This is a genomic window from Micromonospora sp. CNZ299 (assembly GCF_002754415.1).
Window position 1 is genome coordinate 2,017,489 of the sequence record NZ_PEFG01000001.1, and the last position, 26,152, is coordinate 2,043,640.

Sequence of the window (26,152 nt, forward strand, 5' to 3'; positions counted from 1 at the left end):
GACCCCGACCGGGTCACCGTGGTGATCACTCGACCGGGTTGGGCGCGGGCCCGGGTGCCGGGCCGTTGAGGCGGCGGCGCAGCGAGACAGTGGCCAGGGTGAGGGCGAGCACCACCAGCAGCGTGGAGACAACGATCAGGATGATCGCGGTGCGCTGCACCGAGGTCAGCCCGCCGTCGCCGTTGGCAGCACCCCCGGGGAGTACGCCCTGGGAACCGGTCGGTGCGGGCGGTGAGACCACCGGCGTGGCCAGCGCGGCCGCAGCGGTGATCCGGAAGCTCATCTGGAGTTGCCGGGTCGCGCCGCTGCGTGGGTCGAGTTGACCGATCAGGGCACCGGACAGCGGTGCCGCCCGCTGGGCCTCCGGCGTCGCCTCCACCGGCAGCCGCAACTCGGCGGTCTTACCCGCCGCCACCAGGCCCGCGTCGCAGCGGGTCCGGGTCGGGTCGACCGCCACGCAGCCGGGCGGCGGAGTCGGAACGGTCACCCCGGGTGGCAGCACGACCTCGACCTGGCCGGTGGCGTCCACCGCGCCGGTGTTGCCCAGTCGGAGCGCGAGGGTGCTGGCGGTGCCGCTGATGTCGAAGGCCACCTCATCGGCGGCGAGAGCGATACCGGCCGCCGGCGGGCCGGGCGGGAAGAGCACCGCGAAGCCCTGGTCGTCCTTTGCTTCCCCGGGCACTCCCGGCGCGTCCGCGACGACCTGGACGGAGCCGGCGAGCGGCATCTGCTTCCACGCGCTGCCGTCGACCCGCAGGCGGAGCAGGGCGCTGAACCGTACGCCCGCCTCGGCTGTCCAGGCCCCACAGCGGTACGTGCTGTTACCGGCGGCGGTGCAGCCCTTCGTGCCGACGTCGGTCAGCCCGGCCGGCAGCGTGTACGAGAGCCGGATCCGCTGCGCGGTCGTGCCCGTGTTGTTGACGGTGACCTGCAAGGTGGTGGCCGTGCTGGCGGCGTTCCAGTAGGCCTCGGTGAGGGTGACGTCCTGGGTGGTGACCTGGACGCCCAACGGGCTCGGCGGTGGCGGCGCCGCCGAGCCCGGGGGAGGCGGGCGGACCGGCGGGACCGGGGGTGGCGGCGCGATCGGGGGCACCGCCGTCGGTGGTCCGCCGGGCGCGGGCGCGGTGGTGGTCGGTGCCGGAGGCACCTCCGGGGCGGTGGTCACCGGTGGCGGTGGCGTCGTCTCCGGCGCGGGTGCGGTGGTCTCCGGTGCCGGGTCGGTGGGCACCGGATCCGTTGGTTCCTCGGTCGGGGTCGGATCCTGCGACGCGGTGGTCTCCGGTTCGCTGACCGGGTCGGTCACCATCACAACCGGCTCGGGCTCCGGCGGCGCCGCGTTGGCTCCGGTCGGTCCCACGGCGAGCGCCGTGAGCAGGCCGAGCGCGAGCGCGGCCGCCAGCGAGGGCGCGGTACGTCGCACCTCCGCCCGGAGACCGGGCAATGCCTTCACGCGGGCCATCTGTCCTCCGTGCCGTGGGTGGGGGTCCAGTATTCGGTAACAGTTGCCCTGGTGCACTAGTCCCGTCCGGAAACAAATCCGTAACGTGTTTGGGACGACGCCGCCGGGCGGACGGTAGGCTCCCGAACTGTGACCGGATACCTGGGCTCGTACGCGACGCTCGGGCTCTTACTGCTCGCCAGCGTCCTGTTCTTCGTTACGGCGTTCTCGGCCAACCGGGTGTTACGTCCCGCGCGTCCGGCCGACCCGCCCGGCAAACGGACCAGCTACGAGTGCGGTCTCGACCCGGTCGGCGCGGACTGGGCGCAGATGCAGATCCGCTACTACGTGTACGCGTACCTGTACGTGCTGTTCGCGGTCGAGGCGGTGTTCCTCTTCCCCTGGGCGGTGGTCTTCGACCGGCCGGGCTTCGGCCTGGTGACGGTGGTGGAGATGGCGGTGTTCGTGGCGGTGCTCGCGCTCGGCATCCTCTATGCCTGGCGCAGGAACATCCTCCGCTGGACCTGAGCGTCGCGACCTCCGGCGATCGTCTCGGCCCGCCCGGCCGTTCCCGGTCGGTTACGGCGACGACCGGTCAGGCCAGTCCTCGACGGGTCGCTGCCGGCGGGCGGTCACCCCGGATCGAGGCCACCATGTCCAGCACCCGGCGGGTGGGGCCGACCTGGTGGGCCCGGAAGACCCGGGCGCCCAGCCAGGCCGACACCGCCGTCGCGGCCAGCGTTCCCTCCAGCCGTTCGGCCACCGGCAGGTCCAGCGTCTCGCCGACGAAGTCCTTGTTGGAGAGCGCCACCAGCACCGGCCAGCCGGTCGCGGTCAGCTCGTCCAGTCGGCGGGTGATCTCCAGGGAGTGCCGGGTGTTCTTGCCGAAGTCGTGTGCCGGGTCGATGAGGATGCCGTCGGGGCGTACCCCTGCCGCCACCGCGCGCTCGGCGAGACCGGTCACCGTCGTCACCACGTCGGCGATCACGTCGTCGAAGGCGGCCCGGTGTGGCCTGGTCCGGGGGACCAGGCCGCCGGCGTGCGAACAGACCAGGCCCGCGCCGGTCTGCGCGGCCACCCGGGCCAGCGCCGGGTCGGCACCCGACCAGGTGTCGTTGAGCAGGTCGGCGCCGGCCGCCACGGCCTCCGTCGCCACCTCGGCGCGCCAGGTGTCGATGGAGATGACCACCTCCGGGAACGCGGCCCGGACGGCGGCGATGGTGTCCACCGTGCGCCGGATCTCCTCGGCGGCGCCCACGTCCGCGCCGGGGCCGGCCTTGACCCCGCCGATGTCGATGATGGCCGCGCCCTCGGCCACCGCCCGCTCCACCGCGCGCAGGGCGCTGTCGGCGGCGAAGGTGGCCCCCCGGTCGAAGAACGAGTCCGGCGTGCGGTTGATGATCGCCATCACCATCAGCTCGCCGGGGGCGAACGTGCGCCCACCCAGCCGAAGCGCCCCCGCCATGCCGCCTCCTGAGAGTCCGCGCCGTCGCCGCCGCGTCGGCCCGTCCCGACGCTAGTCGGTCGACGGAGGAGAACCGTGGGCGGGAGTCCGCACCGATCATGATCGGAACGGGTGGCGGGGTCGCTCCTGGCCGGCTGCCATGCCACGATCAGTACATGGGTCATCTTCTGCTCCTTCTGGTCGTGGCATTGACCGTCGCGGCGGTGATATTCGGTGTGACGGTGCTGGTCAGCGGCCGTGATCCCGGCCTGGTGCCCACCGAACCGGACTCTCAGGCCGTGGCGTTGCCGGGCACCCGTCCGCTGCGCGAATCCGACGTGGGGGCGGTCCGTTTCGACACCGGGTTGCGCGGGTACCGGATGGCCCAGGTCGATCAGGCGATGCGCCGCGCCGCCTACGACATCGGCTACAAGTCCGAGCTGATCGGCGTACTGGAGGCGGAGGTCACCGCGTTGCGTGAAGGCCGCACCGACGACGCGGAGGCGCTGCGCCAGGCCCGTGAGCAGTCCGCCAGCAAGGCGACGAACGCGGACGTGGCCGACCCGGACGACAGCACGTCATCGACCGATGTCGTGGGTTCCGACGCCGGCCCGCTGCCCGCCGCCACGTCGTCTCCGGCGGATTCCGACGGTGTGGCCCCGCTCGACGGCGAGCCGACCGATCGTGAGCCGACCGACGGCGATCGTGAGCAGACCGACGGCGCCTCCGCCGACGGCACCGGGCAGCGCGACGTGGTGGTCCGGTCGGAGTCGGCGTGACCGACCCGGGAGGCGCTGACGATCTTCGGGAGGCAGCCCAACCCGGCGCCGGCGAGGTGACCGCCACGGTGATCGTCGATGCCCCGGCGGAGCAGGTCTTCGCCGCGCTGCTCGCCTGGGAGCGCCAGTCCGACTGGATCCCGTTCACCCGTGTCCGGGTGGTCGAAGGTGACGGGCGCGAGGGCAGCCGGATCGAGGCGGTGACCGCGGTCGGCCGGGCCACGCTGCGCGACGAGATGCGGGTGGTCCGGGTCGACGAACCGTACGAGATCGGCGTCGTGCACCACGGTCAGTTGCTGCGTGGGCCGGGCGTGCTGCGCTGCACCCAGCTGGGCCGGGCCCGCACCCAGGTCGTCTGGCACGAGTGGTTCCACCTGCCGGGCGGCCGGGCCGGTCGACTGGCCTGGCCGCTGCTCTGGCCCGGCTCCAAGCTCGGCCTCACCCAGGCGCTGAAGAGGTTCGCCCGTCTGGTCGAGCAGGGCCAACTGCCCTGACCGCGCCCGGTGCCGGCTGCCAGCCCGGCGCTCGGAAGAGGTGCCCGACCCGATGCCGCCAGGTCGCCGCGGCGCGGAGGTCCCGGGCGATCGAGGCGTACTCGTGGAAGGCCACCCGGACGGGGTTGTAGCTGCCGACGTTCTTGGTGAGGCCGTACACGCAGCGCTCCCGCTCGGCGGCGAAGGAGCCGAAGAGCCGGTCCCAGACGATCAGGATGCCGCCGAAGTTGCGGTCCAGGTAGCCGCCCTGGGAGGCGTGGTGCACCCGGTGGTGCGACGGGGTGTTGAACACCGCCTCGTACCAGCGCGGCATACGGTCGATGCGTTCGGTGTGGATCCAGAACTGGTAGAGCAGGTTGACCGAGCCGCAGAACGCGACCACCGCCGGGTGTACGCCGATGAGGATCAGCGGGATGTAGAAGACCCAACTGGTCAGCCCGGTCCACGGTTGGCGCAGCGCCGTGGAGAGGTTGAACCGCTGCGACGAGTGGTGCACCACGTGCGAGGCCCAGAGGATCCGGATCACGTGGTGGCCGCGATGGGACCAGTAGTAGAAGAAGTCCTGCGCGAGCAGGATCAGCGGCCAGGTCCACCAGACCTCGGCCACCCGCAGCGGGGTGAGCGCGTAGAGCAGCGCGTACGCGGCCGCGATCGGCACCTTCCAGAGCAGGTCGGTGAAGATGCTGCCCAGGCCCATCGCCAGGCTGGTCGCGGTGTCGGCGCCGCCGTAGCCGACCTCGTCGTCGTCTCGGTGCAGCAGGTAGGAGACCCGCTCCAGCACGATGAGCAGCACGAAGGCCGGGATCGACCAGGCGATGACGTCCGGGAATTCTTTCATCGCGCGGCCTCCGCTCGCCGTCGCCGGTCGGGGCACACCGCTGGGTGACCCCGAGCTACCGGTCGGTAACAAGCACCTTAGGCAGCCGAACGCCCGGTGGCAATGGGGTGTCGGTGCGATGCCCTAGCGTGTACGAGGTGACAGACCTGGTGATCGGCGCCGACGGCCTGGCGCGCTGCGCGTGGGGGTCGAGCACCCCGGACTACGCCGTCTACCACGACACCGAGTGGGGGCGGCCGCTGCGCGGCGACGACGCGCTCTACGAGCGGATGACGCTGGAGGCGTTCCAGTCAGGCCTGTCCTGGTTGACCATCCTGCGCAAGCGCCCGGCGTTCCGGCTGGCCTTCGACGAGTTCCACCTCCCGACCGTCGCCGGATACGGCGACGCCGACGTGACCCGGCTGCTGGCCGACGCGGGCATCGTCCGTAACCGGGCCAAGATCGAGGCGGCGATCGCCAACGCCCGCGCCGCACTGGAGCTGCCGGAGGGGCTGTCCGCGCTGCTCTGGTCCTTCGCTCCGGAGCGCCGGCCGGCCCGTCCCGCCTCGTTCGCCGAGCTGGCGCCGATCACCGGAGAGTCGACGGCGATGGCCAAGGCGCTCAAGAAGCGCGGCTTCCGGTTCGTGGGCCCGACCACCGCGTACGCGCTGATGCAGGCCACCGGCATGGTCGACGATCACATCGTCGGCTGTCACGTCACCCTCCCATCGGCGACATGATGAGATGGCAGACATGACGACCGAGACCGCGTACCGGGCCGGTGGCCCCGGCCGTGCCGACGGGGTGGGCACCTGGGCCGTGCTGCTGCCAGCCGAACGGTACGAAGCCGAGCGGCTCGTGCACCACGACACGTTGGAGCTGACCGGTCTGACCGACGTCGTCCGACCGGGCCCGGGAGACCAGGTGGCGGTGCTGGTCGACGCGCCGCCGCGGCTGGTGGCGCTCGGCCGGGTCACCGCGCCGGGTCAACGCCATCGCGAAGACCCGGACGACCCCCAGTCCCCGGTCGAGCCGGGGACGCTCGTCGTGGCGTACACCCGCAGGGCCTTCGACGAGCCGGCGCAGGCCGACCTGCTGACGCTCGACGGGCCGGTCACCGCGCTGGAGCCGGCGGCCTTCCGGGCGCTGGCCGACCAGCTCGGCCCGCCCCCGGCGCGGCGCACCTGGCTGGTCAGCCTCGACCTGCCCATCGAGGCCGCCACGCCGGCCGAGGCGGTCCGGCTGTTCTGGTCCTACGTGCAGGAGCTGGGCCCCCGCGAGCTGCCCGCCTTCGTGTCGCCGGCCGGTGACGAGCTGGCCATGCAGGCGTTCGTGCTGGGCGCAGAGGCCAATCAGGATCCGGAAGAGGACGACTAGGGCGTGTTTCGGGAGTGTCGGTCGAGCCGAGCTGGACTCGGCGCAGGCCGGCCAGCACTTCCGAAACACGCCCTAAAACAGCTTGTCCACTCGTCCCCGCCAGTCCGCGAGGATCGGGCCCGGGTCGGTGTCCAGCACCCGTTCCAGCAGGGTGGCGTAGACGTCCCGGAAGTCGGTGGTGAACTTCAGGTCGCCGTCGTCGAGGTCGGTGAGGCTCGGCGCCGCTCCGTGCCAACCGCCGCGTACGCCCCCGCCGAGCAGCAGCACGTCCGAGGCGGTGCCGTGGTCGGTGCCGTCCGAGGCGTTCGCCCGTACGCGCCGGCCGAACTCGGAGTAGACCGCCACCACCACCTTCCGACCCGCCTCGGTGCGGCTCATCCGGTCGGCGAATCCGGTCAACGCCCGGTCCAGTTGACCCAGCAGGACGGCCTGCAACTGCTTCTCGTCCGCGTGCGTGTCGAAGCCACCGAGCGACACCGAGAACGCCCGCGTGGACACTCCCGCCTCGACGCACTGCGCGACCAGGTCCAGCTGCGCGTCCAGCGGGGTGCGTGCCCCGCCCGTCGCCGTGGCGGGTGCCTGCTCGTCGTCCGGGTCCGCCGTGTCCGGGTCGGCGGCGTCGCGTACCTGGCGGATCATCTCGTCCACCGACCGCAGGTCGGCGAAGCAGGCGGCGGCCCGGCTCCGGGCCGCCGACTCACCGGCCTGGGCGGCGGCGAGGGCGGCCAGCGTCTCCGCGGACAGGCCCTTGGCGGCCTTCCGTTCGGTCACCGGCACGGCGGCGCCGGCACTCTGCGCCCCGGCCAGCAGCGGCGGCAGCGCCGGCTCGAAGGAGACCGCCAGCCGGGGGTCGCCGCCGGCGGAGTCCAGCCAACGGCCCAGCCACCCGGTGTTGCCCGGCCGGTCCGGCTGCGCGGTGTGCCAGATGTCCATCGACCGGAAGTGGCTGCGGTCCGGCTTCGGGTAGCCGACCCCGCGCACGATCGCCAGCCCGCCGCCGGACCAGCGCCGGTGCAGGCCGGCCAGCGCCGGGTTGAGACCGAAGCCGTCGTCCAACCGCAGCACCTCCCCGTCCGGGTACGCCAGCTCGGGGCGGGCCGCCCGGTAGGCCGGGTCGCCGTACGGGATGACCGTGTTGAGCCCGTCGTTGCCGCCGTAGAGGGTCACCAGCACCAGCGTGCGGGCCTGCGGATCGCGGTCCCCGCTGGTGTCCAACAGGTCCCGCAGGCTGTACGCGCCGGCTCCGGCGGCCAGCGCGCCCGCGCCGACCACCCCGCTGGTCAGCAGGAACCTGCGTCGGGTCAGGGTGTCCATGTCGACTCCTCCGCTCAGCTGACTGTGTATTCGGGGCTGACCAGGCCGGCGGCCAGCAACTTGCGGGGCTCGTCGGCCAGCGGTGTGAGGGCGGCACGGGTGCGCGCGCTCCAGTCGTCGACCACCAGCAGACGGGCCAGCGCGTCCGGTCGGCCGGCGGTGGGCGCGGCGGTCAGCCGGGCCAGCACCGCTGGTGCCGTTGCGGCGGCGAGCATCCCGGCGGTGCGCAGACGGGCATGCAACGACGAGGTGGTCAGCCAGGCCGCCCCGGCGGGCCAGCCACCCACGCTGGGCGGTCGCAGCGGCACCTGGTCCAGGGCGTTCAGACCGGCCAGCAGTTGTTTGCGTTGCTGCTCGGGCAGGGCGGAGGGTCGGATGCCGAGCTGGCGTAGCGCACCGACCAGCCACTCCACCGGCTGCTTGACCAGCATGCCCCGGGACTGGGCGAAGGCCGGCGTGGAGAAGAGCGCGCGCAGGGTCGCGGCGGTGTCCGCGCCGGCCAGGCCGTCGGGTGCCGGCACCTCGGTGCCGGCGTAGCGGAACCAGAGCCGCCCGGCCACGAAGGTCGCCGCCGCGGGTTGGGCGGCCAGCAGCCCGGCGTACGCCTCGGCGTCGAACCGGCCGCTCTGCCCGAGGATGGTCTTCTCGCCGGGGTCGTGCCGCCTGGCCTCGAACCGGGCGACACCGGTACGCCGGTCGACCACCCAGCCCGTCAGGGCGCGCGCGCCGGCCTTCACGTCCGCCTCGGTGTAGTTGCCGATGCCGAGCGTGAACAGCTCCATCAGCTCGCGGGCCAGGTTCTCGTTCGGTGCCTTGCGGGTGTTCTTCTGCCCGTCCAGCCAGATGATCAGGGCGGGGTCGCGCACCATCGCCGCGACCAGCGGGCCCAGCGGCCCCCGTCCGTGGCGGCGCAGCATCTCCAACTGACCCAGCATCGTCCGCGCGGACTTGACCTTCTGAGCGCTGGTCGCCCAGTGCCCGTGCCAGAAGAAGAGCAGCTTCTCGGTCAGCCCGTCCTCGGCGGCCACCATCCGGTCCAGCCACCACCCGGTGACCTGCTGGAGCTGCTCGCGGCGCTCCGCGTTGGCCTGCTGCCGCTGCTCCCGGGTGGATTCGCCGGTCAGCCGGGCGTACGGGTCCGCGGCCAGCGCCGGCGGTGGGGTGGCCGCCGCACCACGGTCGGCCCGACCGGGGGCGAGCAGCCGGTCCAGCGTCGCCGCCGGGCCGGCCCGCTCGGCCGCGTCCACCTCGTCGGCGGTCGGCCCGAAGGTGGCCCGGCGCAGCAGGTGCGCCACCGCTTCACGATCGCTCATACCGGCCGACGCTAGGTGGCCCGTGTTCGAGGACGGTAAGGGCGGCGTCCGAATCGCGTTCAGCGTCCCTCGAAGACCGGTTTCTGCTTGGCGACGAAGGCGAGCGTGGCCGCCCGGTGGTCGGCGGTGGCACCGCAGATCGACTGGGCCTGCGCCTCGGCCGCGAGGGCGTCGGCGAGGGTGCCGGCGTCGGCGATGGAGAGTTGCCGCTTGATCGCCCCGTACGCGACGGTGGGGCCGGCGGCGAGGCGGGCGGCCAACTCCTGTGCTGCCGGCAGCACCTGCTCGTCGTCGTCGGTCAGCCGGTTGAGCAGCCCCAGCCGGCAGGCCTCCTCGGCGCGGACCGGCTCGGCCAGCAGCAGCAGCTCCACCGCCTTGGCGTGGCCGACCAGTCGGGGCAGCGTCCAGGAGGCGCCGGTGTCGGCGGCGAGGCCGACCTTGGCGAAGGCCATCAGGAAACTGGTCGTCGGCCCGCCGATGCGGATGTCGGCGAGGAACGCCAACGACGCGCCTGCCCCGGCGGCCATCCCACGGACCGCGGCGACCACCGGCTTGGGCAGGTTGGCCAGCCGGGCGGCGATCGGGTTGTAGTGCGCCCGCACGGTGCCCAGCGGGTCACTGGCGGAGTTCTCCAGCGTCGACACGTGCTCGCGCAGGTCCTGACCGGCGCTGAACGATCCGCCCGCCCCGGCCAGCACGACCGCGCGGCAGGACCGGTCGGTCTCCAGCTCCGCCAGGGCGTCCCGCAGCGCCTCCTTGAGCGCCACGTCGAGCGCGTTCATCGCGTTCGGCCGGTTCAGCGTGAGGGTGACGACGGCGTCGGTCCGGTCGACCAGCAGCGGCTCGGTCACGTGTCTAACGACCCTTCTGTCGGACGAGGCGGTTGCCGGCGTCGAGGCACTGTTCGACGTACCGGTCGGCGGCCGGACGCAGACGTGCCGCGTGCCGGTCGAAGAAACTGGCCGCGGCGGTGCCGGGCCAGCGCTCGGGCAGCAGCGCCGGGGGCAGCTGCGGGTCCTGGAACAGGAACGTACGCCACGCGTGCACGAGCCGGAACCGGGTCGCGTACGCCTCCTCGTCGCTGCTGCGCACGGTGACCGCCGCGAGCAGCGGGCGCTGGTCCGCGACGAACCGCTCGTAGGCGTGACCGATCTCGGTGAGGTTCCACGCCCGCCGGACCACACCCATCGCGCCGGGGGTGCCGGCGAAGTGCGAGGCGGTGAACCGCTCGAACCGGATGCCGGCCTCGGCGAGGAGGAGGTCCACGTCCTCGGCGGGGCGGGTGGCGACCCAGGTCTGCTCGTCGAGGGTGCCGTAGCCGAGGAAGCTCAGGTTGGAGGCGAGCCGCTGCCGGTCCCGTCGGGAGCCGGGGGCCTCCAGCACCAGCAGATCGAACCGGCCGTCCCAGGTGACCCGGCCGGTCCGGTAGATCCGGGCCGCTGCCTCGTCGAGTCGTCGGGCTGCTTTCGGTGTGATCGAATATCCCGGTCCAGAGACCAGTCGGAGTGGCTCCAGCCAGCCCTGGCGCACCATCCGAGACACTGCGGTGCGAACGGCTGGCGGTGCGATTCCCAGCGGCGCCAGCAGCTTGACCAGGGCAGCAACGGGTGCACGGCCACCCCTCGGACGGAGGTGGTCGCCGTACAGGTCGAAGAGTGCCGACCGTGCCTGCATGACCGCACATTGTGACAGGCCTTCTCAAGATAAGCTAGATGCTGTTACATCAATGCTGCTCCGGTTTGGGTCCGGCGGTGTTCATCAGGGAAAATCGTTGGTCGACACCCCCGTGACCGTTGCGGGTGGTCGAGACGAAGTGGCTGTGGGGCAACCCACCGACCCTGGTGTAGGTCTGAGGGGAGACAACATGGCGGCGATGAAGCCGCGGACGGGCGACGGTCCGCTGGAAGTCACCAAGGAGGGGCGGGGCATCGTCATGCGGGTCCCGCTGGAGGGCGGTGGCCGGCTCGTCGTCGAGATGACTCCCGACGAGGCCAACGCGCTCGGTGACGCGTTGAAGGCAGCGGCCGGCTGAGTAAGGAGTGCTCCGGGCGGCTCACGCCGCCCGGAGCGTTCTTGCGACCCTGAGCCACCGGTAACGCCGGTGGCTCAGGGTCTTCATCAGCGCGGGCAGGCGGGCTCGGTTCCGCTCCGCGACACTTTCCTGGAGGTACGGTCCCGCGTGCTCGCCATCCGTCTGATCGCCGAGCCCGACCGGCTCGACGTGCTCGTCCTGCCTGTTCGCACCGCCGATGCGGCAGCGGGAGGTGACACCTCGGCCGAGCCCGTCTCGACCGCCGTGGCACCCCCGGACGGCACGGCCGACGAGGCCGCCGCGCTGGTGCCGGCGGCCCGACTGAGCGGACGGGCCGGTGAGATCCACACCCAGCTCCGCCCCGGGCGCACTCCCGGCCGGCTGCTGCTGCTCGGCATCGGTGACGGCGACGAAGCGGCCTGGCGGACGGCTGGCGCGGCCCTGGCCCGCTCCGCTGCGGATGAGATCCATATCACCATCGCGTTACCGGAGGGCGTGACTCCGGCCGCCGTCCGCGGGTTCACCGAGGGGCTGCTGCTCGCCCCGTACCGGTTCCGCATGACCGAGGCCGGCACCACACCGGCGCTCAGCAGCGTCGATCTGCTGCTGGCCGACCCGGGCGCGTTCGAGGCCATCGTCACCACGGCCCAGACCACCGCGGCGATGACCCACCTCGCCCGCGACCTGACCAACACCCCCAGCTCGCTGAAGAACCCGCAGTGGTTCGCCGAGCAGGTGGCCTCCGCCGCAGTCGACCTGCCGGACCTGCGGCTGCGGGTCCGTGGCCCGGACGAACTGGCCGCCGAGGGCTTCGGCGGCATCCTCGCCGTGGGCGGCGGCTCGGCCAGCGGCCCCCGACTCGTCGAACTGGACTGGCACCCCGCCGACGCACGTACGCACGTGGTGCTGATCGGCAAGGGCATCACCTTCGACACCGGCGGCATCTCGATCAAGCCGGTGCCGGCGATGAAGCTGATGCGCAAGGACATGGCCGGCGCCGCCGCCGTCGTGGCCGCCACAGTGGGCGCCGCCACGCTGCGGCTGCCGGTCCGGATCACCACGCTGGCCCCGCTCGCCGAGAACATGGTCAGCGGCTCCGCGTTCCGCCCCGGCGACGTCATCCGGCACTACGGCGGCACGACCAGCGAGACGACCAACTCCGACGCCGAGGGCCGGCTGGTCCTCGCCGACGCCCTCGCGTACGCGGTGCAGCAGCTCAAGCCGGACCTGCTGCTCGACCTGGCCACCCTCACCGGCGCCAACGCCGTCGCCCTGGGCAAGCGCACCGCCGCCCTGTACAGCGAGAACGACCAGCTGGCGGCCGACGTGCGGGCCGCGGCCGAGGCCGCCGGCGAGTCGGTGTGGCGGATGCCGCTGCACGGCGACTACGTCGAATACCTGGGCAGCGAGATCGCCGACCTCTACAGCGCGCCGGCGCAGGGTGCCGGCTCGGTGCTGGCCGCCCTCTACCTGCGTGAGTTCACCGGCGACCTACGCGACCGCTGGCTGCACCTGGACATGTCGGCCCCGTCCTGGGCGGACGGCGACCACGCCGAGGTCAGCAAAGGTGCCACCGGCTGGGGCGTCCGGTGGTTGCTGCGCTGGCTGGCCAGCGTCGACTGACCAGGTCAGCACTTCACCGCGGCGAGCACCCCGTGGCCGACCGGAAGCAGAGCGGGGATCCAGTGCTCCGACTCCCGGACCGCCTTGATCGTCTCGCGGACGGTCACCGTCTCCGCGTCCCGAGCAGCCGGGTCACCGATCCGGCCACCGGCCAGCACACCGTTGAGCGCGAGCACGCCCCCCGGGCGCAACAACCGCAGCGCCGCCTCCACGCAGGCGTGGAAGCCGGTCGCCTCCGCGTCCACGAAGACCAGGTCGTACGCGCCGTCGGCGAGCCGGGGCAGCACGTCCAACGCGCGACCGGTGATGATCCGTGTACGGCCGGCGGCGAAGCCCGCCTCGGCGAAGATCCGTCGCGCGATCCGCTGGTGCTCCACCTCCACGTCGATGGTGGTGAGCACGCCGTCGGCGCGCATGCCGCGGAGCAGCCAGACGCCGCTCACCCCGGTGCCGGTGCCGATCTCCACAACGGCGCGGGCGTTGCCGGCAGCGGCCAGCAGCCGCAGCGCCGCTCCCGCGCCGGGGGTGACCGCGTCGAGGCCCACCTCCCGGGCCAGGCTGCGGGCGGTGCGCAGAACGAGGTCCTCGGTGACGTACGACTCGGCGAACTGTTGAGCCTGTGCCGTCGAACTGCCGGAACCGGCGACCGTGGCGATGGGGCACCTCCGGGGGCGGTGCGTGGTGCGGGGGCGGGTTGGCACTGTGAGCGTAGAGGCGACCGTCATGAGGCGCAGCCGCGCCTCCGCCTGTTGCGATCACCGGGGCAAGCGGTGACTCCATCGCGGGCATCCGTGCAATCCTGGAGGCGGTATCCCGTCAGCCGCGACCGAACCGGCCCGTGGCCGGGCGACGCGGCGCGGGATCCGGGGACGGACTGGGAGGCACCGACGTGACCGACGGCTGGGACTGGCGCCGGGGCGGTGAGACCCCGGCGGGACCGCCCGGGGCAGGGACCCCTCCGGCGGGATCGCCGACCACGCCAGGGGCTGGCAACGTGCCCATCGTGCCGTCAGCCGGCGGCCCGGCACCAGGGCACCCGCCGACGACGCCCGGGGCCGCTGTGCCGCCTGTCGGGCCCTCGTCGAGCTGGCCCGCACCCGGCACGTACGGCCCGGCTGGGGCGCCGCCCTGGCCCGCAGCTGGCGCGTACGGCTCAGCCGGGGCGTCGCCCTGGCCGGCACCTGGCACCTACGGCCCGGCTGGGCCCTCGCCGAGCTGGCCGGCACCCGGCACGTCCGGCACGGCCGGTGCGTCGCCCTGGTGGTCGGACGCGCTTGCCGATCCATGGCGGGACCCGGCTGCGCCGACCGCGGTGGTGGTGCCCGGCGTGGTGGCGACCGGCACCGAGCCCGAGGCGGTCACCGACCCGGACGCGCCGGGCCGACCGACGCTGCGTCACCTGCTGCTCATCCCCGTACTCACCGCTCTGCTGGCCGGCACCCTCGGCGGCGCGCTCGGCTACGCGTTCGCGGTCCGCGGCGGGGCCGGTGAGGCGGTGCTCGGCGGTGCGCCGGCGGAGGCCCCGGCGCTGGCCCAGCGCAAGCCGGAGTCACTGGCCGGTGTCGCCGAGCGGGTCCTGCCCAGCGTGGTCACCGTGCGGGTGAGCAGTCTCGGCGGCACCAGTGAGGGCTCCGGCTTCATCGCCACCGCCGACGGTCATGTGATCACCAACGACCATGTGGTGGCCGGCGGCACCGGCAAGGCCTCGGTGGTCTTCAACGACGGCAGCACCGCGCCGGCGACCATCGTCGGTCAGGACCCGGAATCGGACATCGCCGTGATCAAGGTGAGTCGTCCCGGCCTGCGGGCGGTGGAGTTCGGGGACTCCGACGCGCTGGCCGTCGGCGACCCGGTGCTCGCCATGGGCTCACCGCTCTCGCTGGCCAACACGGTCACCGCCGGCATCGTGAGTGCCCTGGACCGGACGATGCAGGCCGGTGAGCCGGGCGGGCCGGTGCGCTACTACGCGGCGATCCAGACCGACGCCGCGGTCAACCACGGCAACTCCGGCGGGCCGTTGGTCGACGGCGCCGGGCGGGTGGTCGGGGTCAACTCCACCATCAAGTCACTGGTCGCCGAGGGGCAGGAGGCCGGCAACATCGGCCTCGCCTTCGCCATCCCGATCAACCAGGCCAAGCGGGTGACCCAGGACATCATCGGCACCGGCAAGGCCCGGCGTACGGTGATCGGCGCCCGCGTGGACGGCCCGACCGGAGCACTCGGGGGTGGCCTGCGGCTGGCGCAGGTGGAGCCGTCCGGCCCGGCGGCCGGCGCCGGGTTGAAGGTCGGCGACGTGATCCTCAAGATCAACGGCCGGCCGATGACCGAGCCGACGGACCTGACCGCGCTGGTACGCAAGTACGCGCCCGGATCGGTGGTGACCGTCGAATTCCGGCGGGGCTCCGACCGGCAGAACACCTCGGTAACTCTCGCCGCGGACGCGAAGTGAACAGCGGCTCACCCCTTGCCCGAACGCCTCCCGGCGTGCGTAGTCTTGCTGCTGACGCCGAGAGGAGGCCAGCGGGATGCTCGACAACCTGAACTGGTGGGAAATCGGAGCGCTGCTGCTCCTGGCGCTGCTGATCTTCGGTGACCGGCTGCCCGCAGTCATCACCGACGGCCTGCGGCTGGTGCGCAACCTGCGCAACATGGCCCGCAACGCCACCGGTGACCTGAGTCGCGAGCTGGGCACCGACATCCAGTTGGAGGACCTGCACCCGAAGGCGTTCATCCGCAAGCACCTCCTCAGCGAGGAGGACGAGGCGGCGATCCGTAAGCCGTTGCAGGGCGTCTACGACAACCTGCGCGCCGACGTCAGCAGCGTGCACGACGACCTCAAGGACGTGGCCAGCTCCGCCGACCTGAGGTCGGACGGCGCCCGGCCCGGCACGGCCACCACCAGCCCCTCGGCGCCGGCCCCCCGCGTCAGCTACGACGACGCGACCTGACCGACCCCGCGCCCTACTCAGTCTGGGCTCGGCTCGGCCCGCGCGGCCTGCCGTCGTGCTCGCGCGGCCTGCGCTCGCCTTGATCAGCTCGGGTTTCAGAAAGTCGGCCTTAAATCGGCGCGGAATGCCCCGACTTTTAGAAACCCGAGTTGACCATGCGCCGCGCGGCCGTGCCGACCACGCGGCCACGCGGACCGTGGCGGCCGTGCCGGCCACGCCTGGGCTGGACTGCGCACCCGCAGACACGACTCAGCCCGCCGGCCAACAGTGGCCGACGGGCTGGCGGTGTTCGTGGTGGTCAGCGACCGGCGGGCTTGAGGCCGAGCGGCTTCCCGAGCAGCGACTCACGGCGCATCGCGAGCCGGTCGGCAACGGAGTTGAGCGCCTGCGCGGCCGGGGACTCCGGCTCGGCCAGCACGATCGGGTTGCCCGCGTCGCCGGCCTCGCGGACCCGGGTGTCCAGCGGGATCTGCCCGAGCAGCGGCACCTGCGCGCCGATGGTCCGGCTCAGCGACTCGGCGACGGCCGTGCCACCCCCGGCACCGAAGATCTCCATCCGTGAGCCGTCCGGAAGCTCCAGCCAGGACATGTTCTCGATGACGCCAACCACCCGCTGGTGGGTCTGCAGGGCGATCGCACCGGCCCGCTCGGCCACCTCGGCGGCGGCGGTCTGTGGGGTGGTGACGATCAGGATCTCCGAGTTGGGGAGCAGTTGGGCCAGCGAGATGGCCACGTCACCAGTGCCCGGGGGCAGATCGAGCAGGAGCACGTCCAGGTCGCCCCAGTAGACGTCGGCCAGGAACTGCTGCAACGCCCGGTGCAGCATCGGGCCGCGCCACACCACTGCGGCGTTGCCGGAGGTGAACATGCCGATGGAGATCACCTTCACGCCGTGCGACTGCGGCGGCATGATCATGTCTTCGACGCGGGTGGGCCGGGCCTCCGTGCCGAGCATCCGGGGCACCGAGTGGCCGTAGATGTCCGCGTCGACCACGCCGACGGAGAGCCCGCGGGCGGCGAGGGCCGCTGCCAGGTTGACAGTCACGCTGGACTTGCCGACGCCACCCTTGCCGCTGGCAACCGCGTACACCCGGGTGCGTGAGCCGGGCTGGGCGAACGGGATGACGGGCTCCTCGGTGGCGCCGCCGCCGCGCAGCTGCGACTGCAACCCCTGCCGCTGCTCGGGGGTCATCACACCGAAGTCGATCTCCACGCCGGTGACGCCGGGCACCGCTGCGACGGCGGCGGTGATGTCGTTACGCAGCTTGTCCTTCAGGGGGCAGCCGGCGACGGTGAGCAGCAGCTCGACGCGTACGACGCCGCTGGCACCGATCGTGGCGGAGCGGACCATGCCCAGCTCGGTGATGGGCCGGCGGATCTCCGGGTCGTTGACGGTGGCCAGGGCGGCCTGGATCGCGTCCTCGACGGTGCTCACGGGTGCTGACATGCCCACAATGCTACGTCGCGGGGCATCCGCTGCCGCCGCTGGCCGGGGCGGTGTGAGCCAATCGATGACCCGTTGATCAGCTGTCCGCTGGGCGCGGCCCGGTGCCGTCCGGCCGGGCGTCCCGGGCGAAGTCGCCGTCCAGGTCGTCGCGTGGTTCGTCCAGGCCGACACCGTCGGTCGGTCGCCTGCCGCGCTTCTCCTGCCGGATGTCCTTGTCCTGCTGGCGGCGTTCCAGCCGTTGCCGGCGCTGCCCCGCCTCGTCCAGTTCCTCGGCCAGCCGGGTCAGCTCGGAGCGGAGGAAGTCGCGGGTGGCCACCTCACCCAACGCGATCCGCAGTGCGGCGATCTCCCGCGCCAGGTACTCGGTGTCCGCCTTCTGCGCGGTGGCTCGCCGCCGGTCCTCCTCCAGGGCCACGCGGTCCCGGTCGGCCTGCCGGTTCTGGGCCAGCAGGATCAGCGGCGCCGCGTAGCTGGCCTGCAACGACAGCACCAGGGTCAGGAACGTGAAGGTGTACGGGTCGAAGCGCAGGTCAACCGGCGCCAACGTGTTCCAGACGAACCAGATCGCGATGACCACCGTCATGACGACGATGAAGTTCGCGGTGCCCATGCCCCGGGCGATGCCCTCGGACCACCGGCCGAACGCCTCCGCGTCGAACCGGGGCAGCTTGATGCCCCGGGGCTCGCGTGGCTGGTCGAGCCGTCCGTTCCGCCGCTGCTCAGCCATCCGCGCCATCCAGCCCTGCGTCGGTGGCGCCCGAGCCGGTCAGGGTGTCGCGGTCCCGCCAGTCGCGGGGCAGCGAGTGGTCCAGCACGTCGTCCACTGTCACGGCGCCGACCAGCCGGTTGCTCCGGTCGATCACCGGCATGGCGACCAGGTCGTAGGTGGCCATCCGACGGGTGATCTCCGGTAACGGGGTGGTGGGGCGCAGCGGGTCGATGTCGTTGACCACCACCTTGCCCAGCAGGTCGGCCGGCGGCTCACGCAGCAGCGCCTGGAAGTGCACCATGCCCAGGTAGCGGCCGGTCGGGGTGTTCTGCGGCGCCCGGGTCACGAAGACCTGCGCGGCGACGGCGGGGGAGAGCTGTGGCTCCCGGATCCGGGCCAGCGCCTCGGCGACGGTGGCGTCCGGCGGCAGGATGACCGGCTCCGAGGTCATCACGCTGCCCGCCGTGCCGGGCGTGTACTTCAGGAGCTGACGCACCGGGTCGGCCTCGTCCGGCTCCATGAGGTCCAGCAGTACGTCCTGCTCGGGTGGGGGCAGCTCGTTGAGCAGGTCCGCGGCGTCGTCCGGGTCCATCTCCTCCAGTACGTCGGCGGCCCGCTCCCGGTCGAGTGCGGCGAGGATCTCCACCTGGTCGTGCTCGGGCAGCTCGCTGAGCACGTCGGCCAGCCGCTCGTCGTCCAGCGCGGCGGCGACCTCGTTGCGCCGGGCGTCGGGCAGGTCCTGCAGCGCGTTGGCCAGGTCGGCCGGGCGCATGTCCTCCAGGACGGCGAGCAGGTTGGCCGTACCCCGGTTGTCGGCGATGCCGCTGAGCCCGCGCACCCGGTCCCACTCGACCTGGTGCAGGTGGCCGCGGCGGCTGAGCCGACCGGTCTGCTCCCGTACGGCGACGCGGGTCAGCGACCACTCGCCGCCCCGGCTGCACTCCATCGCAACGTCCACGACGGCGCCGGGCTGGCCGCCCGGGTCGAGCTGTACCCGTCGGTCCAGCAGTTCCTGGAGCACCAGCAGCTCGTTCGGGCGCTTCTCGAACCGGCGCAGGTTGAGGGTGCCGGAGCCCAGCACGACGGCGTCCACGTCGATGGACGTGATCCGGTTGATGGACAGGAAGATCCGGCGGCGCATCGGCATCTCGGCGACGAGGCCCACCACCTCCGGGGGCCGTTTGGTCGCCCGCAGCCGTGCCACGGCGTCGCGAACCCGCCCCACCTGGTCACCGTTCGGGTCGAAGACGGCGACTCCGGCGAGACGGGCGATGTAGACCCGGGTCGGCGTGCTCACGGGCACCAGCCTAAGCGCCTAGTGTTTATCAACATGTCGACCTTGGCCTACGAGATCGTGGACGTCTTCACCGACCGCCCTTTCGCCGGCAACCCGCTGGCCGTGGTGTTTGGCGCGGAGGCGCTGGCCACCGAGCAGATGCAGGCGCTCGCGCTGGAGTTCAACCTGTCCGAGACGGTGTTCGTGCTGCCACCGACCCAGGTCGGCGTCACCTACCGGGCCCGGATCTTCACCCCGGTGGAGGAGTTGCCGTTCGCCGGGCACCCGAGCGTCGGCGCGGCGGTCACCGCCAGCCGGCGGGGCATGTTCGGTGTGGGGCAGGTCACCCAGGAGTGCGAGGCCGGGGTGCTGCCGATCGAGGTGACCGCGTCGGGGGCGACGCTGACCGGGGGCACGCCGACTCTCGGGCCGGAGTTGGACCCGGAGCCGTTGCTGGAGATCGCCGGGCTGGTCGCGGACGACCACATCGGGCCCGCTCCCCGCGTCGCCGGCTGCGGTTTGGAGTTCCCGTACCTCCCCGTGCGTCCGGAGTCGGTGGCCCGCGCGCGGGTGAACGCGACGGCGGCGCAGCGTTATGGGGTGTCGCACGTCAGCGTCTTCTCCTGGGACGCCCCCACGCAAACCGCGCACGCCCGGGTCTTCGTGCCGGGGATGGGTGTCCCGGAGGACCCGGCGACCGGCTCGGCGGCCCTCGGCCTCGGTGTCTGGCTGGTGGCGAGCGGTCTGCTGCCGGCCGAGGGGCTGTCCCGTTACGCGGTCCGTCAGGGTGTGGAGATCAACCGCCCGTCCTCGCTGGCCTGCACGGTCACGGCGGCGAACGGTGTGGCGGTCGGCGCGACCGTCGCCGGTCAGGTGATGCCGGTGGCACGCGGTGAGATCGCGGTGCCGCCGTTCGTGGGCTGATCGCACCAAAGCGCCGGCGGCCTACGCGTCAGGGGCCGAGGTGCGGCAGGATGCGAGGGTGACTGACGACGCGCGTGGGTCGACGCCGCTGGTCGACGAGGCGATGAAGAAGGCTGCAGTGGCCTGGGTCAGCGTTTCCGGTGGGCCGGCGCTCGCGCTCTGGTGCGCCCCACTGGAGGGCGCTCTCCTGGTGGTCAGCGGGCCGGGCGAGCAGGCAGCGCCGGGTCTGGCCGACGCCACCGAGGCGCAGGTCTCCCTGCGCGGCGACCACGGTGGTCGGATCGTCACCTGGTCGGCACAGGTGAGCCGGGTGCAGCCGGGCACGGAGGCGTGGGACACCACCGCGCCGCTTGTGGCGGCGAAGCGTCTCAACGCGCCCGGTCCGACCGCTGACCTGGTGGCCCGCTGGGCCGCCGACGGATGCGCGGTCAACCGGCTCACCCCGGCCGGAACGCCGCTGGCCGGCGCGGACCTGCCGGCCGATGCGCAGGCCGAGCCGCCTCGGCCCACCCCGGCCGTCCGGGCCACCCGCAAGCCGTTCCGCCTGCACCGGGTTCGTCGCCGCTGATCGGCGCGTCAACCCGCCCGGCCGCCGGCGCTCACCACCTCGGCGTTGACGTCGACCAGGGCGAGCACCTCGCGCAGGGTGCCGATTGTGGGGCCGCGCCAGTCCAGGTCGGCGTTGAACACCATGTGTGTGGCCAGGTCCGCCGCAGCGAGCCGGACCGCGGTCATCCCGGCCCGCTCGGCACCGGTCAACTCCTGGCTGCCGCCGTCACCGACGTACAGGCAGTTGCCCGGGGCGAGCCCGAGCCGCTGGCAGGCGGTCAGGTAGAGCGCCGGGTCCGGCTTGCACCGTCCAACCTGTACAGAGAAGACCCGCACGTCGAGCAGGCGGGCGACCGCGAGCTGTGGCAGGAAGGCCGGCAGTTCGTGCGTACAGTCGCTGATCACCCCGGTACGCAGGCCGCGCTGGCGTAGGGCCGCCAGCACCGGCACGGCGTCGGCCCGCAGCCAGGTGTCCGCGCGGACCGCCCGGTGCCGGGACGCCACGGCCGCTCGCACCGCGGTGTCGTTCGGGTGTACGCCAGCCTGGGCGCACACCCACCGAAGGGTCGCCTCCGCGTTGCCGAGTCGACCGGTGGCCCGCTCGTAGTACGTGCGGTCCAGCACCTCGGTCAACGTGTCGGTGTCACATCCGAGCAGCTCAGCGGTGTCGGTGTGCGCGACACCGCGCTGCACCGAACGGGTGAGGGTGCCGAAGAAATCGAACAGCACCGCCTGGTAGGTGGGCATGGGGGAGCGCCTCCGGGCGGTCGGGGGTTGGCGGCGCGGACCCGCGTGATCGTAACGGAGTGATGACGCTGCGTGTCGTCCGTCATACGTGTGAGGATTACGTCCCGTGTCCCCACCTTCACCCCGACCGTCCCTCGATCCGCTGACCACCGGCGCGGTCGGTCTGGCCGTGGTCGCCGTGTCGTCGTCCGCGCCACTGATCGCGTACGCCGCCGCACCCGCGCTCGCCATCGCGTTCTGGCGCAACCTGCTCGCGGTGGCAGTGCTGAGCCCTTTCGCGCTGGCCCGCCGTCGCGCCGAGTTCCGCAGGCTGACCACCGGCGTGGGCCGGCGGGAGGGACTGTTCTGCATCCTGTCCGGGGTCGCGCTGGCCGGTCACTTCGCGACGTGGGTGCCGAGCGCCCAGCTCACCTCGGTCGCCACGTCCACCGCCCTGGTCGCCACCCAGCCGGTCTGGCAGGGGCTGATCGCGCGCGCCCAGGGGCGTGGGCTGCCCCGGATCGTGTGGATCGGCATCGCGGTGGCGGTCGGCGGCGCCGCGATCGCCACCGGGGTGGACGTGGGGGTCTCCGGCAGGGCCGTCCTCGGCGACGTGCTGGCGTTGACCGGCGGCATGTTCGCCGCCGTCTACACCGCCTTCGGTGAGCGGGCGCGGACCAGCATCAGCACCACCACCTACACCACCATCTGTTACGGGATCTGCGCACTGCTCCTGCTGGTCATGTGCCTGATCGGCGGCGTACGGCTGACCGGGTTCGACGGGCGGACCTGGCTGGCCATCCTCGCCCTCGTGGTCGGCGCCCAACTGCTCGGGCACTCGATGTTCAACTACGCGCTGAAGAAGATCCCGGCGACCACGGTGAGCGTGCTGATCCTGCTGGAGGCGCCCGGCGCGGCCCTGCTCGGTTGGGCCTGGCTGGGTCAGGTTCCCCGCCCGTACGCGCTGCTCGGGATGGCGCTGCTGCTGGCCGGGGTGGCGGTGGTGGTGCTCGGCGGCGCCCGGGCCGGCCGCCGCGCCGCGCCACCCACCCCGTTGCCCGCTGACGCCGAACCGCTGAGGGATTGAGCGGACCTGCCTAGACCTCGTGGACCTCGATGACCCGGGTCGTCGGTGCGGCTTCGCCGAGCGCGGCGCGCAGCGCGGCCCGTTCCGGATCGACGAGGAACGACTCGTAGCCGGCGCGGGCGTCGAACCGGATCACGTGCACCTCGGTCCGCCCGTCGGTGCCACGCAGCCGCCGTTCCAGCTGGCCGCCGTGGCGCCCGAGAAGGGCAAGCACGGCGTCCTCGTAGCGTTGCCCGGCGGCCTCGGCCCCGGATGCGTACTCGACCAACGCGACGAGAGTGAGCATGGCGGCCACGCTACCCAGCGATGCCGACGGCCTTCGCGCTCGCCTCCCAGAGTCGGGCGGCGAGCCGCGGGTCGCTGGCCTTGCGGTACGGCCGACGCGGGCGACGGTCGGCGTAGAAGCCGCCGTTGGTCAGCCGGGACCGGTCCTGGTTGGCCAGCCACACCAGGGTCTCGGCGCCCTTCTCCGGGCTGCGGAAGGGCATGAACCGCATGCCGAACGCGACCAGCCTGCTGTCGTTGCCGAACCGGGTGCGCACCACCCCGGGGTGGAAGCAGTACGCGGACATCTCCGGCCAGCGTCGGGCCGCCTCGGCGGTGAACAGGATGTTCGCCTGCTTGCTGGTTCCGTACGCGCCGATCGGCCGGTACCCGCGCAGCGGCGCGTTCAGGTCGTCCGGGTCGAGCGCGCCGAAGCGGTGCGCACCGGAGGCGGTCACCACGATCCGGCCCACCCGGTCGGCGAGCAGGTTGGTCAGCAGGAACGGGGCCAGGTGGTTGGCCTGGATCGACATCTCGAAGCCGTCGACGGTGGTGAGTGGTTGCAGCGCGATGGCACCGGCGTTGTTGGCGAGCACGTCGATCCGGTCGTACGCGGCCCGCAACTGCTCGGCGAGCCGGCGCACGTCGTCCAGGACCGCGAAGTCGGCTCGGAACAACTCCGGACGCTCGCCCGAGTTCTCCCGTACCCGCTCCGCTGCGGCCTGGAGGCGTGCCGGGTCCCGCCCGACCAGCACAACCTGGTCACCGCGGCAGGCCAGCTGCACGGCGGCGGCCAACCCGATGCCGGAGCTTGCCCCGGTCACCACCACCAGCCGACGCCCAGTGAGATCTTCCACAGGTCCATTCACCCCGGTCATGGCGCGAGGTTACCGTGGCGTCACAACGCCCTTTGGGATCGTTAAGTTCTCAACTCTGTCGTCAGGTGGCGTCGGCATGCCCGCCGGACGCTGGAAGGAGCGCATCCATGGCCGCAGTCGGTCGCCCCCGCAGGTCCTGCCTCGCCGTGCCGGGTTCCAGTGTCAAGATGCTCGGCAAGGCCCAGGGCCTTCCGGCCGACCAGGTCTTCCTGGATCTGGAGGACGCCGTCGCCCCGCTGGCCAAGCCGGACGCGCGCAAGAACATCGTGGCCGCGCTCAACGAGGGGGACTGGGCCGGGAAGACCCGTGTGGTCCGCGTCAACGACCTGACCACCCCGTGGACCTACCGGGACGTCATCGACGTCGTCGAGGGCGCCGGCGCGAACCTGGACTGCATCATGCTGCCGAAGGTGCAGACGGCCGCCCAGGTGCAGTGGCTGGACCTGACGCTCACCCAGATCGAGAAGACGCTCGGCCTGGAGGTCGGCCGGATCGGCATCGAGGCGCAGATCGAGAACGCCGCCGGGCTGGTCAACGTGGACGCGATCGCCGCCGCCTCGCCGCGCGTGGAGACCATCATCTTCGGCCCGGCCGACTTCATGGCGTCGATCAACATGAAGTCCCTGGTGGTCGGCGCGCTGATCCCGGACTACCCGGGCGACCCGTACCACTACATCCTCATGCGGATCCTGATGGCCGCCCGGATGCACGACAAGCAGGCCATCGACGGCCCCTTCCTGCAGATCCGGGACGTCGACGGGTTCCGCGAGGTGGCCAAGCGCTCGGCGGCGCTGGGCTTCGACGGCAAGTGGGTGCTGCACCCGGGTCAGATCGACGCCGCCAACGAGGTCTACCAGCCGGCGCAGGCCGACTACGACCACGCCGAGCTGATCCTCGACGCGTACGAGCACTACACCTCGGAGGCCGGCGGCAAGCTGGGCGCCGTGATGCTCGGCGACGAGATGATCGATGAGGCGTCCCGCAAGATGGCGCTCGTGGTCGCCGCGAAGGGCCGGGCCGCCGGAATGAGCCGTACCTCGTCGTTCACCCCACCGGCCGAGTGAACCGCAGAGCCGCCCCCGGGTCGCACCCGGGGGCGGCTCGCCGAACTCAGTAGTTGCCGCTCTCGTAGCTGGACGGGTCCTGGTTCGCGGCCCAGACGATGAAGATCACGATGACGATGGTGGCCAGCACCGCCAGCGCGGTGGCGACCCAGCCGACGATGATGCCGGCGGTGGCGAAGCCCTCGCCGCCCTCGCCGCGCTCCCTGATCTGCTTACGGGACACGTGGCCGAGGATCGCGCCGATCGCGCCGATGTAGCCACCGAGGCCGTACGCGCAGAGGCCGAGGGCGCCGATGATCGAGACGACCATCGCGGCGATGGCCAGGCCGTTCTGCTTCGGTGCGGGCGGGTACCCGTAACCCGGGTAGCCAGGCGGCGGGTAACCGGGCGTGGCCGCGTACGGGCCGGGCTGGGTCGGTATCTGCGGCGCGCCGCCCGCGTACGGACTGGTCGGCGCGTACGGGTCGGTCGGCGCGTATGGGTTGACTGCGATCGGCTGGGTGGGTGCCGGTTGACTGCTCACCGGGAGGGTGGGGTCACCGGACTGCTGTCCCGACCACGCCGGGTCGTGCCAGCCGCCAGAGGGCGGGGGGTTGGTCATGCGATCTCTCCGTCAGGTCGGGTGCGCCGTCAGGGTAGCCAGGGGTGACCAAAACCGTTGACCCCGCTCCCGGGTGCCGCGTTGCTTCGGGCCGGTCGTAACGGGCAGGATCTCGACATGGCATTCGACGCGCGCGCCGCGGACCGCTCCGGCAGCCGACCCAGACGGGACGTCAGCCGCCCGGGCGGGGCCCGACGTGCCCGCGCGGCCGCGCCGGCAGGCGGCCCCGGCCCTGACGAGCCGGTCGCGCTGGCCGACCCGGTGACCATGCGGCTCGACGGGCGGGTCGCCCTGGTGACCGGCGCGGGCAGCCCGGACGGCATCGGGTACGCGACCGCGCGCCGACTCGCCGACCTGGGTGCCCGGGTGGCCATCGTCTCCACCACCCGGCGCATCCACGAACGCGCTGGCGAGCTGGGGGTGACCGGCTTCGTCGCGGACCTGACCGACGAGTCGGAGGTCGGCGCGCTGGCCGACGCGGTCGCCGAGCAGTTGGGCGACGTCGAGGTGCTGGTCAACAACGCCGGCCTGGCCAGCCGGGCCAGCCAGGGAGTGCTGCGGCCGGTCGCGCAGCTGACCTACGACGAGTGGCGCGGCGAGATCGACCGCAACCTGTCCACGGCGTTCCTGTGCAGTCGGGCGTTCATCGGGGGGATGGCCGAGCGGGGCTGGGGTCGGATCGTCAACCTGTCGGCCACCGCCGGCCCCGTCAACGCGCTGCCCACCGAGGCCGCGTACGCCGCGGCGAAGGCCGGCGTCGTCGGGCTGACCCGGGCGTTGGCGATGGAGATGATCGCCGACGGCGTGACCGTGAACGCGGTGGCACCGGGCACCATCTACACCGCCGCGTCCACGATGGCCGAGATCAAGCAAGGGCTGGGCACGCCGGTGGGTCGACCGGGCACTCCGGACGAGGTCGCCGCGGCGATCAGCTTCCTCTGCTCCCCGGCAGCCTCGTACATCACCGGCCAGATGCTGGTGGTGGACGGCGGCAACAGCGTCCGCGAGGCCCGGTTCCGCTGACCGGCGGCCTGAGTGCGGCCGGCGG

General features: G+C 72.6%; 29 protein-coding genes. 14 read left to right on the forward strand and 15 right to left on the reverse strand.

Annotated features, from left to right (window positions below):
- Window positions 1-25: 25 nt before the first annotated feature.
- Window positions 26-1,459 carry a hypothetical protein gene (locus CLT68_RS09700; RefSeq protein ID WP_099850275.1) on the reverse strand — a complete coding sequence of 478 codons (1,434 nt, stop codon included), beginning with the start codon at window positions 1,457-1,459 and terminating at the stop codon, window positions 26-28.
- A gap of 129 nt (window positions 1,460-1,588) precedes the next feature.
- Between CLT68_RS09700 and ndhC the strand changes: the two genes are divergently transcribed.
- Entirely contained in the window at window positions 1,589-1,966 is a 378-nt protein-coding gene (gene ndhC / locus CLT68_RS09705) for an NADH-quinone oxidoreductase subunit A (RefSeq protein WP_088951356.1), read from the forward strand.
- A gap of 67 nt (window positions 1,967-2,033) precedes the next feature.
- Here ndhC and folP read toward each other — a convergent pair whose 3' ends face one another.
- A complete protein-coding gene (folP, locus tag CLT68_RS09710; RefSeq protein WP_099850277.1) occupies window positions 2,034-2,903 on the reverse strand; it encodes a dihydropteroate synthase in 870 nt (289 codons plus the stop codon).
- Between the two features lie 155 nt (window positions 2,904-3,058).
- On the opposite strand from folP, the gene CLT68_RS09715 reads away from it, so the two are divergent.
- On the forward strand, window positions 3,059-3,661 hold the full coding sequence (locus tag CLT68_RS09715; RefSeq protein ID WP_099850279.1) for a DivIVA domain-containing protein: 603 nt from the start codon (window positions 3,059-3,061) through the stop codon (window positions 3,659-3,661).
- Window positions 3,658-4,155, forward strand: coding sequence for an SRPBCC family protein (locus CLT68_RS09720; RefSeq protein ID WP_099850281.1), 498 nt, complete (start codon window positions 3,658-3,660; stop codon window positions 4,153-4,155). Before CLT68_RS09715 ends, CLT68_RS09720 begins: the two co-directional genes overlap by 4 nt.
- On the opposite strand, the gene CLT68_RS09725 is transcribed toward CLT68_RS09720, so the two are convergent.
- A complete protein-coding gene (locus tag CLT68_RS09725) occupies window positions 4,100-4,993 on the reverse strand; it encodes a sterol desaturase family protein (protein WP_099850283.1) in 894 nt (297 codons plus the stop codon). The two genes, CLT68_RS09720 and CLT68_RS09725, sit on opposite strands and share 56 nt — an antisense overlap.
- 137 nt (window positions 4,994-5,130) lie before the next feature.
- Between CLT68_RS09725 and CLT68_RS09730 the strand changes: the two genes are divergently transcribed.
- Window positions 5,131-5,712 carry a DNA-3-methyladenine glycosylase I gene (locus tag CLT68_RS09730; RefSeq protein WP_099856976.1) on the forward strand — a complete coding sequence of 194 codons (582 nt, stop codon included), beginning with the start codon at window positions 5,131-5,133 and terminating at the stop codon, window positions 5,710-5,712.
- 13 nt (window positions 5,713-5,725) lie between these two features.
- Window positions 5,726-6,349, forward strand: a complete 624-nt coding sequence (locus tag CLT68_RS09735; RefSeq protein WP_099850285.1) for a hypothetical protein — start codon at window positions 5,726-5,728, stop codon at window positions 6,347-6,349.
- Between the two features lie 72 nt (window positions 6,350-6,421).
- On the opposite strand, the gene CLT68_RS09740 is transcribed toward CLT68_RS09735, so the two are convergent.
- From CLT68_RS09740 to CLT68_RS09755, 4 genes are read right to left on the reverse strand one after another with little or no spacing between them, the layout of a single operon-like run.
- Complete coding sequence (locus tag CLT68_RS09740; RefSeq protein WP_099850287.1) at window positions 6,422-7,663, reverse strand: DUF1501 domain-containing protein; 1,242 nt, start codon at window positions 7,661-7,663, stop codon at window positions 6,422-6,424.
- Between the two features lie 14 nt (window positions 7,664-7,677).
- Entirely contained in the window at window positions 7,678-8,976 is a 1,299-nt protein-coding gene (locus CLT68_RS09745; RefSeq protein ID WP_099850288.1) for a DUF1800 domain-containing protein, read from the reverse strand.
- 59 nt (window positions 8,977-9,035) lie between these two features.
- Entirely contained in the window at window positions 9,036-9,827 is a 792-nt protein-coding gene (locus tag CLT68_RS09750) for an enoyl-CoA hydratase-related protein (protein WP_099850290.1), read from the reverse strand.
- Window positions 9,828-9,831: 4 nt separating this feature from the next.
- On the reverse strand, window positions 9,832-10,650 hold the full coding sequence (locus CLT68_RS09755) for a PaaX family transcriptional regulator (RefSeq protein ID WP_088951363.1): 819 nt from the start codon (window positions 10,648-10,650) through the stop codon (window positions 9,832-9,834).
- A gap of 190 nt (window positions 10,651-10,840) precedes the next feature.
- Here CLT68_RS09755 and CLT68_RS09760 point away from each other — a divergent pair, with 190 nt between their 5' ends.
- A complete protein-coding gene (locus CLT68_RS09760) occupies window positions 10,841-11,008 on the forward strand; it encodes a DUF3117 domain-containing protein (protein WP_007455245.1) in 168 nt (55 codons plus the stop codon).
- 147 nt (window positions 11,009-11,155) lie between these two features.
- Window positions 11,156-12,631, forward strand: a complete 1,476-nt coding sequence (locus CLT68_RS09765) for a M17 family metallopeptidase (RefSeq protein ID WP_099850292.1) — start codon at window positions 11,156-11,158, stop codon at window positions 12,629-12,631.
- Window positions 12,632-12,636: 5 nt separating this feature from the next.
- On the opposite strand, the gene CLT68_RS09770 is transcribed toward CLT68_RS09765, so the two are convergent.
- On the reverse strand, window positions 12,637-13,206 hold the full coding sequence (locus CLT68_RS09770; RefSeq protein WP_088952177.1) for an O-methyltransferase: 570 nt from the start codon (window positions 13,204-13,206) through the stop codon (window positions 12,637-12,639).
- Between the two features lie 419 nt (window positions 13,207-13,625).
- On the opposite strand from CLT68_RS09770, the gene CLT68_RS09775 reads away from it, so the two are divergent.
- Together CLT68_RS09775 and CLT68_RS09780 are read left to right on the forward strand one after the other, a co-directional pair.
- Complete coding sequence (locus CLT68_RS09775) at window positions 13,626-15,080, forward strand: S1C family serine protease (RefSeq protein ID WP_486482125.1); 1,455 nt, start codon at window positions 13,626-13,628, stop codon at window positions 15,078-15,080.
- 76 nt (window positions 15,081-15,156) lie between these two features.
- Window positions 15,157-15,579 carry a twin-arginine translocase TatA/TatE family subunit gene (locus CLT68_RS09780; RefSeq protein WP_088951365.1) on the forward strand — a complete coding sequence of 141 codons (423 nt, stop codon included), beginning with the start codon at window positions 15,157-15,159 and terminating at the stop codon, window positions 15,577-15,579.
- A gap of 298 nt (window positions 15,580-15,877) precedes the next feature.
- Here the strand turns inward: CLT68_RS09780 and CLT68_RS09785 are convergent, their stop codons facing one another.
- The 3 genes from CLT68_RS09785 to CLT68_RS09795 form a co-directional block, all read right to left on the reverse strand.
- Window positions 15,878-17,026, reverse strand: coding sequence for an Mrp/NBP35 family ATP-binding protein (locus CLT68_RS09785; protein WP_099850294.1), 1,149 nt, complete (start codon window positions 17,024-17,026; stop codon window positions 15,878-15,880).
- A 76-nt stretch (window positions 17,027-17,102) separates the two neighbouring features.
- Window positions 17,103-17,753, reverse strand: coding sequence for a DUF1003 domain-containing protein (locus CLT68_RS09790; protein ID WP_099856980.1), 651 nt, complete (start codon window positions 17,751-17,753; stop codon window positions 17,103-17,105).
- Window positions 17,746-19,032 carry a magnesium transporter MgtE N-terminal domain-containing protein gene (locus CLT68_RS09795; RefSeq protein ID WP_099850296.1) on the reverse strand — a complete coding sequence of 429 codons (1,287 nt, stop codon included), beginning with the start codon at window positions 19,030-19,032 and terminating at the stop codon, window positions 17,746-17,748. The genes CLT68_RS09790 and CLT68_RS09795 overlap by 8 nt, the downstream gene beginning before the upstream one ends.
- A gap of 33 nt (window positions 19,033-19,065) precedes the next feature.
- Here CLT68_RS09795 and CLT68_RS09800 point away from each other — a divergent pair, with 33 nt between their 5' ends.
- Both CLT68_RS09800 and CLT68_RS09805 read left to right on the forward strand, forming a co-directional pair.
- On the forward strand, window positions 19,066-19,935 hold the full coding sequence (locus CLT68_RS09800) for a PhzF family phenazine biosynthesis protein (protein ID WP_099850298.1): 870 nt from the start codon (window positions 19,066-19,068) through the stop codon (window positions 19,933-19,935).
- A gap of 58 nt (window positions 19,936-19,993) precedes the next feature.
- Entirely contained in the window at window positions 19,994-20,503 is a 510-nt protein-coding gene (locus CLT68_RS09805) for a hypothetical protein (RefSeq protein ID WP_088951370.1), read from the forward strand.
- Window positions 20,504-20,511: 8 nt separating this feature from the next.
- Here the strand turns inward: CLT68_RS09805 and CLT68_RS09810 are convergent, their stop codons facing one another.
- The gene (locus CLT68_RS09810) at window positions 20,512-21,231 is read right to left on the reverse strand and encodes an HAD family hydrolase (protein ID WP_099850300.1); all 720 of its coding nucleotides are present in this window, start codon (window positions 21,229-21,231) and stop codon (window positions 20,512-20,514) included.
- 106 nt (window positions 21,232-21,337) lie between these two features.
- Between CLT68_RS09810 and CLT68_RS09815 the strand changes: the two genes are divergently transcribed.
- Entirely contained in the window at window positions 21,338-22,297 is a 960-nt protein-coding gene (locus CLT68_RS09815; RefSeq protein WP_099850302.1) for a DMT family transporter, read from the forward strand.
- Window positions 22,298-22,307: 10 nt separating this feature from the next.
- Here CLT68_RS09815 and CLT68_RS09820 read toward each other — a convergent pair whose 3' ends face one another.
- Window positions 22,308-22,583 (reverse strand): hypothetical protein, encoded by a 276-nt coding sequence (locus tag CLT68_RS09820; protein WP_486482126.1) that lies wholly within the window; start codon window positions 22,581-22,583, stop codon window positions 22,308-22,310.
- Window positions 22,584-22,593: 10 nt separating this feature from the next.
- Window positions 22,594-23,418, reverse strand: a complete 825-nt coding sequence (locus CLT68_RS09825) for an SDR family NAD(P)-dependent oxidoreductase (RefSeq protein ID WP_088951375.1) — start codon at window positions 23,416-23,418, stop codon at window positions 22,594-22,596.
- Window positions 23,419-23,546: 128 nt separating this feature from the next.
- On the opposite strand from CLT68_RS09825, the gene CLT68_RS09830 reads away from it, so the two are divergent.
- Window positions 23,547-24,503: an HpcH/HpaI aldolase/citrate lyase family protein gene (locus CLT68_RS09830; protein ID WP_088951376.1), complete on the forward strand. Its 957-nt coding sequence runs from the start codon at window positions 23,547-23,549 to the stop codon at window positions 24,501-24,503.
- A 46-nt stretch (window positions 24,504-24,549) separates the two neighbouring features.
- Here CLT68_RS09830 and CLT68_RS09835 read toward each other — a convergent pair whose 3' ends face one another.
- A complete protein-coding gene (locus CLT68_RS09835) occupies window positions 24,550-25,104 on the reverse strand; it encodes a DUF4190 domain-containing protein (protein WP_099850306.1) in 555 nt (184 codons plus the stop codon).
- A 117-nt stretch (window positions 25,105-25,221) separates the two neighbouring features.
- On the opposite strand from CLT68_RS09835, the gene CLT68_RS09840 reads away from it, so the two are divergent.
- Entirely contained in the window at window positions 25,222-26,127 is a 906-nt protein-coding gene (locus tag CLT68_RS09840) for an SDR family NAD(P)-dependent oxidoreductase (protein WP_088951378.1), read from the forward strand.
- Window positions 26,128-26,152 lie beyond the last annotated feature (25 nt).

What these genes read in the sequence shown, in the direction of transcription:
- CLT68_RS09745 (WP_099850288.1), bottom strand. Translation starts at nt 8,976, where the DNA reads ATGAGCGATCGTGAAGCGGTGGCGCACCTGCTGCGCCGGGCCACCTTC.
- CLT68_RS09700 (WP_099850275.1), bottom strand. Translation starts at nt 1,459, where the DNA reads ATGGCCCGCGTGAAGGCATTGCCCGGTCTCCGGGCGGAGGTGCGACGT.
- CLT68_RS09785 (WP_099850294.1), bottom strand. Translation starts at nt 17,026, where the DNA reads ATGTCAGCACCCGTGAGCACCGTCGAGGACGCGATCCAGGCCGCCCTG.
- folP (WP_099850277.1), bottom strand. Translation starts at nt 2,903, where the DNA reads ATGGCGGGGGCGCTTCGGCTGGGTGGGCGCACGTTCGCCCCCGGCGAG.
- CLT68_RS09755 (WP_088951363.1), bottom strand. Translation starts at nt 10,650, where the DNA reads ATGCAGGCACGGTCGGCACTCTTCGACCTGTACGGCGACCACCTCCGT.
- CLT68_RS09835 (WP_099850306.1), bottom strand. Translation starts at nt 25,104, where the DNA reads ATGACCAACCCCCCGCCCTCTGGCGGCTGGCACGACCCGGCGTGGTCG.
- CLT68_RS09820 (WP_486482126.1), bottom strand. Translation starts at nt 22,583, where the DNA reads ATGCTCACTCTCGTCGCGTTGGTCGAGTACGCATCCGGGGCCGAGGCC.
- CLT68_RS09740 (WP_099850287.1), bottom strand. Translation starts at nt 7,663, where the DNA reads ATGGACACCCTGACCCGACGCAGGTTCCTGCTGACCAGCGGGGTGGTC.
- CLT68_RS09725 (WP_099850283.1), bottom strand. Translation starts at nt 4,993, where the DNA reads ATGAAAGAATTCCCGGACGTCATCGCCTGGTCGATCCCGGCCTTCGTG.
- CLT68_RS09780 (WP_088951365.1), top strand. Translation starts at nt 15,157, where the DNA reads ATGCTCGACAACCTGAACTGGTGGGAAATCGGAGCGCTGCTGCTCCTG.
- CLT68_RS09800 (WP_099850298.1), top strand. Translation starts at nt 19,066, where the DNA reads ATGTCGACCTTGGCCTACGAGATCGTGGACGTCTTCACCGACCGCCCT.
- CLT68_RS09735 (WP_099850285.1), top strand. Translation starts at nt 5,726, where the DNA reads ATGACGACCGAGACCGCGTACCGGGCCGGTGGCCCCGGCCGTGCCGAC.
- CLT68_RS09715 (WP_099850279.1), top strand. Translation starts at nt 3,059, where the DNA reads ATGGGTCATCTTCTGCTCCTTCTGGTCGTGGCATTGACCGTCGCGGCG.
- CLT68_RS09760 (WP_007455245.1), top strand. Translation starts at nt 10,841, where the DNA reads ATGGCGGCGATGAAGCCGCGGACGGGCGACGGTCCGCTGGAAGTCACC.
- CLT68_RS09830 (WP_088951376.1), top strand. Translation starts at nt 23,547, where the DNA reads ATGGCCGCAGTCGGTCGCCCCCGCAGGTCCTGCCTCGCCGTGCCGGGT.
- CLT68_RS09810 (WP_099850300.1), bottom strand. Translation starts at nt 21,231, where the DNA reads ATGCCCACCTACCAGGCGGTGCTGTTCGATTTCTTCGGCACCCTCACC.
- CLT68_RS09840 (WP_088951378.1), top strand. Translation starts at nt 25,222, where the DNA reads ATGGCATTCGACGCGCGCGCCGCGGACCGCTCCGGCAGCCGACCCAGA.
- CLT68_RS09790 (WP_099856980.1), bottom strand. Translation starts at nt 17,753, where the DNA reads ATGGCTGAGCAGCGGCGGAACGGACGGCTCGACCAGCCACGCGAGCCC.